The sequence below is a fragment of the Umezawaea endophytica genome (assembly GCF_025061645.1).
Classification (GTDB): Bacteria; Actinomycetota; Actinomycetes; order Mycobacteriales; family Pseudonocardiaceae; genus Umezawaea; species Umezawaea endophytica.
This window is the reverse complement of sequence record NZ_JANYMP010000024.1, coordinates 100,497-113,807: the sequence shown is the minus strand read 5'-3', so window position 1 is coordinate 113,807 and position 13,311 is coordinate 100,497. Positions and strand designations below refer to the sequence as shown.

Here is a 13,311-nt window from a genome sequence, read left to right as displayed (position 1 = left end):
ATACGCAACGGTGTGAAGCACCGCGCAGCGAACGGTGGCCATAGACAGCGGCTATCGAGCACGACGGTGACTGGTCTTGGACACCCCCGGACCCGCCGTTCGACACTGGCTCCCGGCACGACGCGGGAGTGAGGAGCTGCTGATGGCGGTGATCGCCGAGGTGATGCGGGCGGCGGTGCTGGCCGAACCGGGGCGGATTCGCGTGGGTGAGTTGCCGGTGCCCGAGCCGGGGGTTGACGACGTGCTCGTGCGGGTTCGCCGGGCGTCCCTGTGCGGCACTGATCTCAAGATCCGCAGCCGGGCGTTCTTCGCCGACGGTGGGCCGCCGCCCGGTACGTTCGTGCCCGGTCACGAGTACGCGGGGGAAGTGGTGGCGGTCGGTGCCTCGGTTGACGAGTTCCGTGTCGGCGACCGCGTGGTGACCGAGGCGCACCGGGGCTGCATGCGTTGTGCCAACTGCCTTTCCGGGTCGTACACCGCGTGCCTCAACAGCGGCCGCCGGGACAAGGGGCATCGTGCGCAGGGCATGACGGTCAACGGCGGGTTCGCGGACTACGCGCTGAACCACGTGTCGACGCTGCATCGTCTGCCGGACGGGGTCGGCTTCGACGCCGGTGTGGTGCTGACGACCGTCGGCACCGTCATGCACGCCTACGACGTGGTGGGTGACCTGCTCGTCGGCGCACGGGTCGCCGTCCTCGGTCCGGGGCCGATCGGACTGCTGGCCGTCCAGGTCGCGAAGGTCCTGGGAGCGGACCTGGTCACATTGTCCGGCACGCGGGAAGAACGCCTGGAGCTGGGGCGGGCCTTCGGTGCGGATGTCGTGGTGGACGCTCGCGACGGCAACGGTGTCGAGCGCGTTCTGGACGCCACCGGTGGACGGGGTGCCGATGTCGTCCTGGAGTGCTCGGGGGCGCCCTCCGCCGTGGATGACGCGCTGCGGCTGGTCAAACGCGGTGGTTGTGTCGTGCTGGTGGGGTTTTTCGACAGGCCGGTGACCGCCGACCTCAACCGCGCCGTGATGAACGGCGTGACGCTGCGGACGGTGCGAGGGGAAGGCGCCGGCTCGGTCGCGCGTGCGGTGTCGTTGGCCGGTCAGGGGCGGCTCGTCACCGAAGGTCTTGTCACCCACCACTTCCCGCTCGAAGAGGTGGGCGCGGCGTTCGACACCTACGCCGAGCGCCGGGGTGGTGCGATCAAGGTCATGCTCGACATCGCGGACGCGTGAGCCCTGTGACCGGGACCGAGCGCTCTGCCGTCGAGGACATGACCCGCTGCGCCGAGGAGTTCCTCGATTCCCTGGGACCGGCGGCACGCGCTCGTGCGCAGCGGGTTCCGGTGGACTCCCCCGAGGTGGCGGCTGAGCGGGTCCGGTGGTTCTACACCCCCACGGACCACGGCGGGATCCCGCTGCGGGAGCTGTCGCCCCGGCAGCAGGGCCTGGCGATGCGGCTGCTGGCGAGCGGGTTGACCCGGCAGGCCTACGTGACCGCCTGTCTGGTGATGGGCCTGGAGAACGTGCTCGACGAGGTCGAGGGGTGGCAGGTCGACTGGGGCCGGGAACGCGGCCGGGACCCAGGGCTCTACTGGGTGCGCGTGTTCGGGCGGCCGGGGGAGGCCACGTGGGGCTGGCGCGTCGGTGGCCACCACCTGTCGGTGAACCTGCTCGTGCGGGCCGGGCGGATCGCCGCGGTGACGCCGTCGTTCTTCGGCGCCGATCCCGCCACATCACCCCTGCTGGGTGGAACCCTGCGCCCGTTGGGCGGTGTCGAGGACCTCGCACGCACGGTGCTGGCCACCCTCTCGACGGACGATCGCGCCAGGGCCCTGCTGCACCCGCGCGCCGTCTCCGACATCGTCTCGGGCAACCGTCCCCAGGTCCGGACGGGCGACCGGATGATCCACATGCCGGAGCTGTTCCGCGGCCCGTTGCCCACGCCTCGCCTGGCGGATCTCGTCGACCGCATCGACGAGGCCGCCGAGAAGGGCTCCGGCTACACCGACGCCGATCACGCGCGGCTGGCCCTGACCCGCGAGCCGCGGGGGATCGCCGCCCGCGACCTCTCGGCCGAGCAGCGCCGGCTGCTGCGGGACCTGATCGCCACCTACACCGACCGGTCGCCCGGACCGATCGCGGCCGCGCAGCGCCGCCACTACCGCGACGACCGGAACCTCGACCTCGTGCACCTGGCGTGGGCAGGCGGACTGGGGGCGGGGGAGCCGCACTACTACCGGCTCACCGGCCCGCGCCTGCTGGCGGAGTACGACAACACCCAGCGGCAGGCCAACCACGCCCACTCCGTGTGGCGCGACCCGCTCGGCGACTTCGGGCTCGATCCGCTCACGGCGCACCGGGCGACGACCCCGCACTGACGCAGTCGCCCGCTTAGAAGACGAGCGCTCCCGGCGGCAGGTCGGCTCGTGCGACGAGTGGGAGTTCGGTCTCCTCCAGCAGGTCGACGAACCGGCTGGCGAGCTGCACCAGCGGACCACGGCCGTACGCGGTCAGCTCCCGGTACAGCGGGGGTTCCGTCGTGCGCACGTGGGCGGCCCACCCTTGCGGCACGGCGTTCGCGGGCACGATGGTCAGGCCGACGCCCTCGACGGCGAGCCGCAGGGCCGCGGCGACCTGGCCGACCCTCGCGACCACCCGCGGCGTGAACCCGAGCGACCGGGCCGCCCAGTCGAGGACCTCCGTCATGCCCTGCTCGGCCTCGAAGTGGACCCAACCGGCCGCGCCGAGTTCGGCGGTCGAGGCCCGCTCCGCGGCGAACGGGCCCTGGCCCGACACCACCATGCTCTCGAACCCGAGTGAGATCACGTCGCCGTCCCAGTCCCGCGGCCGCGGCCCGACGGCCAGGTCACCACGGCCCGCGCGCATCGCGGCTTCCAGGTCGCGGCGGTGCGAGTAGTCGTGCAGCCTCAACACGGTCGTGGGGTGGGATTCGTACCAGCGCACCACGCCAGACGGCAGGACCCCCGAGGCCACCGAGCGGACGGTGAGGACGTGCAGTTCACCCACCAGGCCGCTCACCAGGTCCGCCACGGCTTGGCGGCCCGTTTCGACGGCGGCCAGCGCCGCCTGGGCCTGGGGGAGGAAGAGGCGCCCGGCCGCGGTCAGCGCGACGCCCTGGCGGCCGCGTTCGAGCAGGTCGGCCCCGAGTTCCGTTTCGAGCGCCTTGATCTGCTGGGACAGCGAGGGCTGCGCGACGAGCAGTTCGTTGGCCGCCGCGCTGAAGGAACCGGTTTCGCAGATCGCGATCAGGTACTCGAGCTGGCGCAGGCGCACAGCAGCGACCGTAGCAGATAGGCCACGCCTATGCGCACAGGTCAGAACTGATATTGGACGCCGCTCGCCGCTGAACTCAGGATGAGATCGCGAAGTCCGATGGCGACTCGCGCCGCACCGGAAGGAGCACTCGCGATGACCGCACAAGGGGAGGTGACGCTCGTGGAACCACCGCCGGTGGTGAACCGGGAGCACACCGGACGGCGTGCCGAGACCGAAGCCGACCTCGCCGCGCTGGCTCCCGAGGCGCAGGCGGCGCTGCGCCAGTTCTCGCTCGACCGCACGACGGGCTACGGCGTGGACCACGCCGACGCGGTCGAGCTGCGGGCCCGCGTCCTCGGTGGCCAGGACTGGCAGTCGGCCGCCGTCGAACTCGCCGAGGCGACCGCGCGGCGAGCCGACGGGGACGGCGTCACCCCGACGACGCGGATCGCCCTGCTGCGCCGGTCGTCGGCCCTGTTGCGGATGGGCCAGATGATGATCCTCACCGACACCGACGACCGTCGGGCCCTCTTCGCCGAAGCCGCCCAACGCTACGCGCGGGCGGCGGAGCTGGCCGGAGACCGCGAGCGGGTCGTCCTCGACACCGAGGGCGGGCCGGTGGTGGGCTGGCTGGTCCCGGCGACCGGCGTCGCGGTGGCCTCGGTCGTCGTCATCGGCGGCGTCGAAGGCTGGGCCATGGACTTCGACAGCCTCGGTGACGCCTTCTCCGCCCGCGGGATCGACGCGCTGCTGCTGGACGGGCCGGGGCAGGGCGAGACGCGGCTCAGCCACCACCACTACCTCACCGCGGACTGGCGTGCCGCCTACTCGCGGGCGGTCGACTTCCTCGACGCGCGCGCTCCGGGCCGTCCACTCGGGATCGTCGGCAACAGCATGGGCGGCAGCTTCGCGATGGCGTTCGCCGCGGCGGACCAACGGATCCGCGCCTGCGTCGACAACGGCGGCATCCCGGCACCGTGGGCGGTGCCGCCCTCCGGCACGTTCTTCACCAAGATGCTCACGTTCTGCGGCACCGGTGAGGCAGAACGAGGGCTCGCGGCGTGGCGCACGGTGACCCCGCTCGCCCGCGGGGTCAACACGGACTACCGGCTCCTCGTCGTCCACGGTGGCGCGGATCCGCTGGTGACCGACGACTGGGCGCGCGAGCTGCTGCGGGACGCACCGGCCGGTGGCCGGGAGATGGTCGTGTTCTCCGACGGCGACCACTGCGTCTACAACCACAGGAACGACCGGGACGCGTTGATCACCGACTGGACGCGGCAGCGGTTGACGGCTCGATGAACCGCCCCGAACGAGCAGGAGAACCCATGACCGACCACACCACCACCAACCCGTCGACGTGGCCGGGCCGCACGGCGATCGTGACGGGGGCCGCGGCGGGTATCGGCGCCGCCGCGGCGCGCGACCTCGCCACGCGGGGCGTCGCCGTCACCGTGGCGACGTTGAAGCCGGGCGAGGGCGGCGAGGAGGTCGTCGAGCGGATCACCGCCGCCGGTGGCCGCGCCCGGCTCGCCTTCGGGGACGTCTCCGACGCCGCGGTCGTCGAGGCCCTCGTCGCCGAGGCGACCGAGGACTTCGGCCCACCGGACATCCTCGTGCACGCGGCGGGCGGGTTCACGACGCTCGCCCCGACCGCCGAACTGGCCGTCGAGGACTGGGACCGCATCGTCGCGGTCAACCTGCGTTCGGCGTTCCTCCTCGTGCACGCCGTCCTGCCCGCCATGATCGAACGCCGCTGGGGCCGGATCGTCACCGTCGCGAGCGAGGCCGGGCGCATGCCGACCCGCGTGGGCGTCTCCGCCTACGCGGCGGCCAAGGCGGGCGTGATCGGCCTGACCAAGCACGTCGCGCGCGAAGTCGCCGCGCACGGCGTGACGGTCAACGCGACCGCGCCCTCCACCACGCTGTCCGACCGGATCCGGTCGCTGTACCCCGACGGCGGCGCCGCGGCCGGTGCGCAACACCCGATGGGGCGGCTGGCCGCGCCGGAGGAACAGGCCGCGGCCATCGCGTTCCTCTGCTCGCCCGAGGCGAGCTACGTCAACGGCGCCTGCCTCGACGTCACCGGCGGTTCCGTGAACATCTGACCGACCACCCCAACGGCGAGGAGACCCCCATGCGTTCACCCGGCGTCCTCCGGGGCAGGCGGCTGACCTACTTCGTCCCCGCGTTCTGCTGCCTGGTCATCATCTTCGACGGCTACGACGTCTCGGTGTACGGCACCACGATCCCCGTCCTGCTCGAGTACGAGCCCTGGGGCCTCGACGCGGCGGGCGCCGGGCTCATCGCGAGCCTCGCCCTCGTCGGTCTGCTGCTCGGCTCGTTGCTGTGCGGCTTCGCGACGGACGTGCTGGGCCGCAAGCGCATGCTGATCCTCTGCTCGAGCTGGTTCTCGGTGTGCATGCTGGTCTGCGCGGCCGCACCGACGCGCGAGCTGTTCGCGCTGTTCCGGTTCCTGGGCGGGCTCGGCCTCGGCGGGGTGATCCCGGTGTGCATCGCCTTGACCGTCGAGTTCGCCCCGCCGGGGCGTCGGTACCTGTTCACCGCGATCGGCAACGCGGGCTTCGCCGTGGGCGCGGTCATCTCCGCGCTGCTCGGCATCGTCATCACCCCGGATCTCGGCTTCCGACCGATGTACGCGATGGCGGGCGTGCTGCTCCTGCTCATGCCGGTCGCGATGGTCCTGCTGCCCGAGTCGGTGGACTTCCTGGTGGCCAAGGGCAGGGTGGACGAGGCCCGCGCCGTCGCGCTCCGCTACGGCCTGCCGATGCCCGACGTCGACAGCACCCCGGCACCCGGTCGATCTGCCCGGCGCGATCTCACCCGGCCGCCGTTGCTGCGCCACCTCGCCCTGTTCGGGCTGGCGGGCTTCGGCGTGCAGGTGTTCATCTACGGGCTCAACACCTGGCTGCCGCAGATCATGCGGGCGGCGGGCTACGGGCTGACGTCCGCGTTGGCCTTCCTCGCCGCGCTGTCGGCCGGTGCGATCGTCGGCAGCCTCGTCATGTCGTCGTTCGCCGACCGCTTCGGCCCGCGCCGGGTGCTGTTGTCCGGGCTCGGCATCGGGGTGGTCGCACTGGCCGTGCTGAGTTCCGGCCCGCCGACGGCGGTCGGGTACGGGGCGGTGGTCCTCGCGGGGGTGGGCGGGAGCGGAACAGCGGTGATCTTGCACGTCTTCGCGGGTACGTGCTTCCCGCCTGCCGTGCGGGCGTCCGCGGTCGGCACGTACCTGGCGATCTCGCGGGTCGGGAGCGTGGTCGGGCCGCTTGCGCTCGGCTGGATCGTCGCGGTCGGCCTGGCCGTCCAGTGGAACTTCTACGCGCTGATGGTTCCGACCGTCCTCGGCGTTCTCGCGGTTCTGCTGCTGCCCCGGAACGCCCCGAGCGAGTCCACCACGGACGTCAGCGGCCACGATCCAGCGGCGGGCGCCATCGCGCACCGGGCCGCGTGACGAGAGGCAAGAGCATGCACAACCCCGTTTCCGGCGACTACCCCGAGGTCGGTACGGCCTCGGTCGCCGACGCGCTGGACGAGCTGGGACTCGACGGTGTGGTCGACGGGCCGCAACGGATCATCGGGTCCCGGCGGTTCATCGGACCGGCCGTGACCGTGCGACTCGAACCGGGGCAGCCCGGTCGTGACGACGGCAGGCGTTTCTGGCAGGCCGTCGACACGGCGCAGGCGGGCAGCGTCCTCGTCGTCGCCGCCGGTGGGGCCGCGATCAGCGCGCTCGGCGGGGTGATCGTGGGAACGGCGGCCGCGCGCGGGCTCGTCGGTGCGGTGACCGACGGGTTGATCCGCGACGCCGACGAGATGGCGGGCTACGACCTGCCGGTGCATTACCGCCGCGCCCATCCGCGCGCGATCCGGCCGTGCTGCCCGGCGATCGGCGGGCCGGTGCGGTTCGGCGCGGTCGAGGTCGCGCCCGGCGACCTCGTCGTCGCCGACGGGGACGGCGTCGTGAGCGTCCCGCTGGCGCGGGCCGACGAGGTCCTCGACCGCGCGTGCCGGATCGAAGAGCTCGAACGCCGGTGGGTGGGCCAGGCCAGGGCTCACCGGTCCATCGCCGCCGGGTTCGAGGCGGTCGGGGACGAGTTCGGCCCTTCGCACTGAACCCGTTGACAACACGAAGAAAGGACCTCCGGTCTTGCGCGCACTCCTCGTCGATCCCGCGGCGCCTGGTTCCCTGCGGCTGGGTGAAGCCGACGATCCCCGGCCGTCGGCGCACCAGGTACTCGTCCGCGTTGCCGCCGTTTCGTTGAACTCGGGCGAGGTCAAGCGCGGCCTCAGCACCGCCGAGCCGGGCACGGTGCTCGGCTGGGACGCCGCGGGCGTCGTGGAGCGAGCCGCGGCGGACGGCACCGGTCCCGCGGTGGGCACCCCGGTCGTCACGCTGGGCGCGCAGGGGGCCTGGGCGGAGCTGCGGGCGGTCGACGTCGACCTGATCGGAGTGGTCCCGCAGGGGGCCGACCCCGGAGCCGTCAGCACCGTGCCGGTCGCGGGCGCCAGCGCCCTGCGCGCCCTGGACCGACTCGGGCCCGTGCTCGGCAGGCGGATCGTGGTGACCGGCGCGACCGGCGGTGTCGGCCGGTTCGCGGTTCAGCTCGCCCGGCGCGGCGGTGCCCACGTCATCGCGTGCACCGGTGATCCGGACAGCCACGGGCCGAGCCTCACGAGTCTCGGTGCCCACGAGGTCGTCACCGACCCCGGCCGGATCGACGGCCTCGTCGACGGAATCGTGGACACGGTCGGCGGCAGGCAGCTCGTCGACGGCTTCGCCCGGTTGACGCAGGGCGGCACCGTCGTCCACATCGGACGCGCGGCACCCGGACCCGTGTCCTTCCCCGATGGCGCGTTCGCGGGCGCACCCGCCGGACACGACCGCGCGCTCGTCACGTTCTACCTCCTGGGATGTCACGGCCTCGGCCGAGATCTCACCGTGCTCGCCGGGATGGTGGCCGCGGGGGAACTCGAACCGAGCATCGCCTGGCGTGGTCCGTGGGACGACGCCGCGTCGGCGGTCGAGGCGCTGCTGGACCGGCGGCTGCACGGGAAAGCGGTGCTGGACCTCAGATGACCCCGAAGCGACCTCTTCGGCGACCGCTAGCGAAACAGGAGACAACAGCGTGAACCAGCACCAGACCGGACTCGTCGAGCACCGGACTTCCTGGTCGTACACCGATCTGCCGCTTCGAGCACGGGAGGCCATCACCGCGTTCGCCCCCGCGCCGGAACTCGTCGCCGACCGCCTCGCCCAGCTCGGCGAGGTGCCGCCGCGCGCCGCTGATCGGGAAGGCGACGTCGAAGTCCTCGACGGCGTCGCCTTCACCCACCACTTCACCGACGCGCCCGGTGACCACGAAACCGTTCGCTGGCACCACGTCGAGGCGGGCGAGGGCGAACCGGTGGTGTTCCTGCACGGCATGCCGGACTCGTGGTTCCTGTGGCACCACCAGATGGCGGCCATCGCCGACGGGTACCGGAGCATCGCCATCGACCTCAAGGGGTACGGCCAGTCGGAGAAGGGACGCGGCGACTACACGCAGCGCGGTGTCGCGGGCCAGGTCGTGGCGTTGCTCGACGAGTTGGGGCTCGACGCGGTCACGCTCGTCACCCACGACCGCGGCACGGTGCTGGGCGACCACGTCGTCGCCGGGCACCCCGAGCGGATCCGGCACTACGTGCGCGGCGAGCAGCACCTGGCCCACTTCCACCCGGACCTGGCCCCGCAGGACGACCTGCTCGCCGAGGCACCGTGGACCGGGCTGATGGAGGACCCCCGGCGGTTCGTGGTGTGGGCCTACGCCGTCATGGGCGTCCGGCAGGTCTCCGAGGCGGACCTGCGTCGGACGGTCCAGGAGTTCTCCTACCCCGGAGTCGTCCGCGCGGTGCCGCGCTACAGCATGAACTCGACGTTCCGCAAGGAGTGGATCGAACGCCGGGCCGACCTGATGCCGCGGTGGCGGTGCCCGATCACGGTGGTGCAGGGACACGATTCCCGCAGCCAGCCACGGGAGTTCTACGAGGACGCCGCCGAACACCTGCCGCAGGTCCCGAGCGTCGACCTCCGCCTGGTGCCCGGTGGTCACTTCTGGCCGTTGGAAAGCCCCGCGGAGGTGAGCGCGGCACTGCGCGAGGTCCTCGACAGCGCCGCCGGTCGAAACGCCTAGAACGCGGCGCCATCCGGTTCCGAAACGACGCGCCCGCACTGCCCGCCATCTCGAACGAGGAGAAGTGATGACCAGCGGACTCGAAGGCCGGACCGCGATCGTGTGCGGCGCGTCGTCGGGGCTCGGCCTCGCCACGGCCGAACACCTGCGCCGTGCGGGTGCGGACGTGGTCGCCGTCGCCCGCAGAGCGGAGACGCTGGAACCCGCGGCCGAACGCATCGGCGCGTCACCCCTGGTCGCCGACCTCGCGGAGGACGGTGCCGCGGACCGGGTCGTGGAGCACGCGGTCCGCCTGTTCGGCGGCCTCGACGTCCTGGTGTGGAACACGGGCGGCCCTGCGCCGGGCCCTGCCCTGAAGGTCGACGAACACGCCGCCGACGCCGCGTTCCGCGCGATGGTGCTGCCGCTGCTCCGGTTGGTCGGTGCGGCCGTTCCGCACCTGAGGCGTAGCCCGGCCGGGCGCATCGTCGCGATCACCGCGTCCACGGTGAAGGAACCGACCTCCCAGGTCGCGGTGTCCAGCCTGGTCCGGCCCGGAATCGCGGGCTACCTCAAGACCTTGGCGGGCGAACTCGCCCCGGACGGGGTGACGGTCAACTGCGTCGCCCCTGGCCGGATCCACACCTCGCGCGCGTCCCTGCTGTACCCGGACGGTGTCCCCGCGTCGGCCATCGCGGACATCCCGATGGGGCGGCTCGGCACGCCGGAGGAGTTCGCCGCCGTGATCGGGTTCCTGGTCTCGCCCGCGGCTTCGTACGTCACCGGCACGACCATCGCGGTGGACGGGGGACTCAGCCGGTCGATCTTCTGACGGCGGTCGCACCGCTTCCCGCGAGGCCTGCGTGGTAGAGCCTGCTACACCATGTTTTCGGGCGCTCGCTGTATCGGCTGGGGCCAGGGCGGTGCCTAGGTTTGTCGACATGAACAACGAGTCGAAGTCGTCCCCGTCCGGCAAGCTGGTGACCCTCTGGGCGGTCGTCGTGGTCAGCCTCGCGGCCAACGTCGCGGCCCAGGCCATCGGCCTCGGCGTCTACGTCAGCGCCGCCTTCGGGGTGGTCGCCGTGGTCGCAGGCGTCGCGCTGTACTCGAGCTACCGCAAGAGGCGTGCCGACGGGCGTGGGTGAGTCGCCCGACGAGCTGACCCGCGCGTCAGGGTGTCGCAGGTCAGCTCGCGGCGACGTCAACGGAAGTGCAAGTAGAGGGAGCGGTCCAGTGCTTGTTCGACCACGCGTCGCCGCTGTTGCTACTCCACGACGTCGTAGGGGCTGTACCGCTCTCCGTGCGCGAGGCTCCAGGACGTGAGTTCGGGGTAGAGGCCGACATGGTCGCCGCGGCCCCAGATCTTCGTGGGAGCGTTCCTCTCGCCGGTGAACCGCGGCCAGCCGGGGCTGCCGGTGTGGGCGAATCGAGTCCACGCTCTCCGCACCTCGGTGCCCAGCCTGTGGTCCTCGTCCGTGGGTGGGTTGGCGAAGACGAGGCTGTAGGTTCCCGGAACCCAGTTCCCGAAGACGAGTGGGACGTCGATGCCGTGCAACGAGGCGCGGATGCCACCAACGCCGACGGCCTCGTGGACGAACTCGTAGAAGTAGGTGCGTCCACCGGCTCTCGCGTGCGCGGTCGCGAGAGCCATGTTGGGCATGCGGAACAGCCAGTCCGACCGGACGATCTCGTACAGTTCCTCGTCCGTGGCTCCGGGGAAGGCGTTCTGGTACGCGACCGGATCGCCGTGCGGTGCGAAGATGTTCAGCGCTTGTTCGAGTTGAGTGGGACCGATCTTGCCGACCTGTCCGGTCAGAGCCGTGAACAGGCGGTTCTCATCCCTGGTGTGTCCGACGATCAACTCGATATCGCACGCCGCGCCGTCGGCCAGTGCCCGGTACGGGTCGACGGGTAGCACCACGCCGTCGACGACCGGGCCGTACACGCCCCCCACCGCCGCGACCTGTCCCCAGCGGTCGATGAAGTCGGGCGTTCGAGCCTGTAGCCCGGCGCCGTGCTCCGCCAGGGTCTGCGCGGGCACCCGTGCCATCTCTTCTCGGGAGAACCCCACCCCGGCCGAGGCGGCGATCTCCCCGCCGATCTCGTACGCCAGTCGGGCTGTGACGTAAGGACGGGGCATGCTCTGCACGATCGCCCGTCGGAGAAGTCCTCGGGCCGAGGGCATCGCGAGCAGCGCGGCAACGCAACCCGCTCCGGAGGACTCGCCGAACACGGTGACGTTGCGGGCGTCGCCGCCGAACGCGCCGACGTTCTCGCGCAGCCAACGCAGGAGTGCTACCTGATCGAGGAGACCGCGGTTGGCCGGAGCGCCGGGAATGTGGCTGAACCCGTCCACGCCGGTGCGGTAGTTGAACGTCACGACGGCGACCCGGCCCTCGCGGGCCAGCACCGAGCCGTCGAAGGTCGGCTCGTCCGCGCTGCCGCTCGCGTAGCCGCCACCATAGATCCACACCATGACGGGAACCGGTTTGTCCGCACCCGGCGGCAACCAGATGTTGAGGGTGAGCCAGTCGTCGCCCGCGGGTACGGCGGTGTTGGGCGGGACCTGGGGAACCGCGGGACCGAAGGCAACCGCGTCGCGAACGCCGGTCCAGGGGATCGGGGGAGCGGGTCGTGCCAAGCGCAGGTCGCCCACAGGGGGCTGGGCGTAGGGGATGCCCAGGAAAGCGCTGCCGCCGCCACTGGTCCGCTTTCCCCGGACCTTGCCGTGCCTGGTGGTCGCCTCCGGTGCGGACGACTCCGTCCGGGCGTCTGCGGTCGACCCGGCGCCGGTGGCCGAAGCAGAGCCGAGTCCCAGCGACGTCGTGGTCCCGATCATGGTGAGCGCCCCGAGCACGGTTCGTCGACTGACCTGGGAGGATCCCGAATCGTTCATCGTCACTCCGATGTGGTGGTTGGAAGCAGGGAGTTCTGCCGGGTGTGGACGCCGGCATCCGGCGAGCAGTCCTCCGGGCGTTTGCGGCGCTGTTCAGCGGCAAGAGTTCAAGCGGAGATCGGCTTGGTCTTCGGAGTGGTCATCCGCCCCATGATCTGGACGATTCGCCGCCGGGGCAGCACACGGTGCATGACGGCGGCGACGACGCGGTTCATGCGGCCGGAAGCCATGCTCGGCGGCGTCCGCTTGCGACCCAGCGCCGCGAGCGCGTTCTCGACCACCTCGACGGGGGACCGCAGGGTGGTGCCACCCGCGGCGTCCTCGGTGCCGACGACGTCGAAGAACTCCGTCCGGGTGGCGCCAGGGGAGAAGGCCATGACCCGGAGGCCGCTGCCTCGGGACTCCTCCCACAGGGCTTCGGTGAAGTTGAGCACGAAGGCCTTCGCGGCACCGTAGACGGCCATGCGGGGGTTGGGCTGGTAGGCGGCCATGCTCGCCACGTTGAGGAGAAATCCGTGGCCCGCCGCGCGAAGCTGCGTGATGAACGCCCTGCTGATGTCCACCACCGCCATCACGTCCAGAGCGATTTCCTGGCGCAGCCGCTGGGGATCCTCCTCGTGGAACAGGCCGTAGGTGCCGAACCCGGCGTTGTTGATCACGCTGGTGACCCGGACTCCCGCCCGCGCCAGGTTCTCGGCCAGAGCCGCTCCGGCATTGGCCTGTGCGAGGTCGATCGCCACCACGTGCACCCGCACGCCGTGCGCGGCGCGGAGTTCCTCGGCGAGGCGCTCCAGGCGGTCCTCTCGTCGAGCGACGAGCACGAGGTCGGACCCGAGCGCGGCCAGTCGACGACTGAACTGCTCCCCGATACCGGCGCTGGCGCCCGTGATCAACGTGGTCTGCGCGCGGTAGTCCACTGCGGCCATCTCGACTCCCTCTCGACGTGCTGTGATGGCACGCTATGTCGATCAGGC

13 protein-coding genes are annotated in these 13,311 nt (G+C 71.8%); 10 read left to right on the top strand and 3 right to left on the bottom strand.

The features are described from left to right. Nucleotides 1–142: 142 nt before the first annotated feature. Nucleotides 143–1,228, top strand: coding sequence for a zinc-dependent alcohol dehydrogenase (locus NZH93_RS37190; RefSeq protein ID WP_259627978.1), 1,086 nt, complete (start codon nt 143–145; stop codon nt 1,226–1,228). Next, complete coding sequence (locus tag NZH93_RS37185; RefSeq protein WP_259627977.1) at nt 1,225–2,373, top strand: DUF3500 domain-containing protein; 1,149 nt, start codon at nt 1,225–1,227, stop codon at nt 2,371–2,373. Before NZH93_RS37190 ends, NZH93_RS37185 begins: the two co-directional genes overlap by 4 nt. 13 nt (nt 2,374–2,386) lie before the next feature. On the opposite strand, the gene NZH93_RS37180 is transcribed toward NZH93_RS37185, so the two are convergent. After that, entirely contained in the window at nt 2,387–3,289 is a 903-nt protein-coding gene (locus NZH93_RS37180; protein WP_259627976.1) for a LysR family transcriptional regulator, read from the bottom strand. 135 nt (nt 3,290–3,424) lie between these two features. Here NZH93_RS37180 and NZH93_RS37175 point away from each other — a divergent pair, with 135 nt between their 5' ends. The 8 genes from NZH93_RS37175 to NZH93_RS37140 all read left to right on the top strand — a co-directional run bounded on the left by NZH93_RS37175 (nt 3,425) and on the right by NZH93_RS37140 (nt 10,586). Continuing rightward, the gene (locus NZH93_RS37175; RefSeq protein WP_259627975.1) at nt 3,425–4,573 is read left to right on the top strand and encodes an alpha/beta hydrolase family protein; all 1,149 of its coding nucleotides are present in this window, start codon (nt 3,425–3,427) and stop codon (nt 4,571–4,573) included. A 26-nt stretch (nt 4,574–4,599) separates the two neighbouring features. After that, nucleotides 4,600–5,379: an SDR family oxidoreductase gene (locus NZH93_RS37170; protein ID WP_259627974.1), complete on the top strand. Its 780-nt coding sequence runs from the start codon at nt 4,600–4,602 to the stop codon at nt 5,377–5,379. Nucleotides 5,380–5,408: 29 nt separating this feature from the next. Next, nucleotides 5,409–6,743, top strand: coding sequence for an MFS transporter (locus NZH93_RS37165; RefSeq protein WP_259627973.1), 1,335 nt, complete (start codon nt 5,409–5,411; stop codon nt 6,741–6,743). Between the two features lie 14 nt (nt 6,744–6,757). Next, complete coding sequence (locus NZH93_RS37160; RefSeq protein ID WP_259627972.1) at nt 6,758–7,405, top strand: RraA family protein; 648 nt, start codon at nt 6,758–6,760, stop codon at nt 7,403–7,405. Nucleotides 7,406–7,439: 34 nt separating this feature from the next. Continuing rightward, a complete protein-coding gene (locus tag NZH93_RS37155) occupies nt 7,440–8,369 on the top strand; it encodes a zinc-binding dehydrogenase (protein WP_259627971.1) in 930 nt (309 codons plus the stop codon). A 49-nt stretch (nt 8,370–8,418) separates the two neighbouring features. Beyond that, on the top strand, nt 8,419–9,462 hold the full coding sequence (locus tag NZH93_RS37150) for an alpha/beta fold hydrolase (protein ID WP_259627970.1): 1,044 nt from the start codon (nt 8,419–8,421) through the stop codon (nt 9,460–9,462). A 67-nt stretch (nt 9,463–9,529) separates the two neighbouring features. After that, the gene (locus NZH93_RS37145) at nt 9,530–10,273 is read left to right on the top strand and encodes an SDR family oxidoreductase (protein ID WP_259627969.1); all 744 of its coding nucleotides are present in this window, start codon (nt 9,530–9,532) and stop codon (nt 10,271–10,273) included. Nucleotides 10,274–10,382: 109 nt separating this feature from the next. After that, nucleotides 10,383–10,586 (top strand): hypothetical protein, encoded by a 204-nt coding sequence (locus NZH93_RS37140; protein ID WP_259627968.1) that lies wholly within the window; start codon nt 10,383–10,385, stop codon nt 10,584–10,586. 119 nt (nt 10,587–10,705) lie between these two features. Here NZH93_RS37140 and NZH93_RS37135 read toward each other — a convergent pair whose 3' ends face one another. Together NZH93_RS37135 and NZH93_RS37130 are read right to left on the bottom strand one after the other, a co-directional pair. Next, nucleotides 10,706–12,337 (bottom strand): carboxylesterase/lipase family protein, encoded by a 1,632-nt coding sequence (locus NZH93_RS37135; protein ID WP_259627967.1) that lies wholly within the window; start codon nt 12,335–12,337, stop codon nt 10,706–10,708. 107 nt (nt 12,338–12,444) lie between these two features. Next, the gene (locus tag NZH93_RS37130) at nt 12,445–13,263 is read right to left on the bottom strand and encodes an SDR family NAD(P)-dependent oxidoreductase (protein WP_259627966.1); all 819 of its coding nucleotides are present in this window, start codon (nt 13,261–13,263) and stop codon (nt 12,445–12,447) included. Nucleotides 13,264–13,311: the final 48 nt, after the last annotated feature.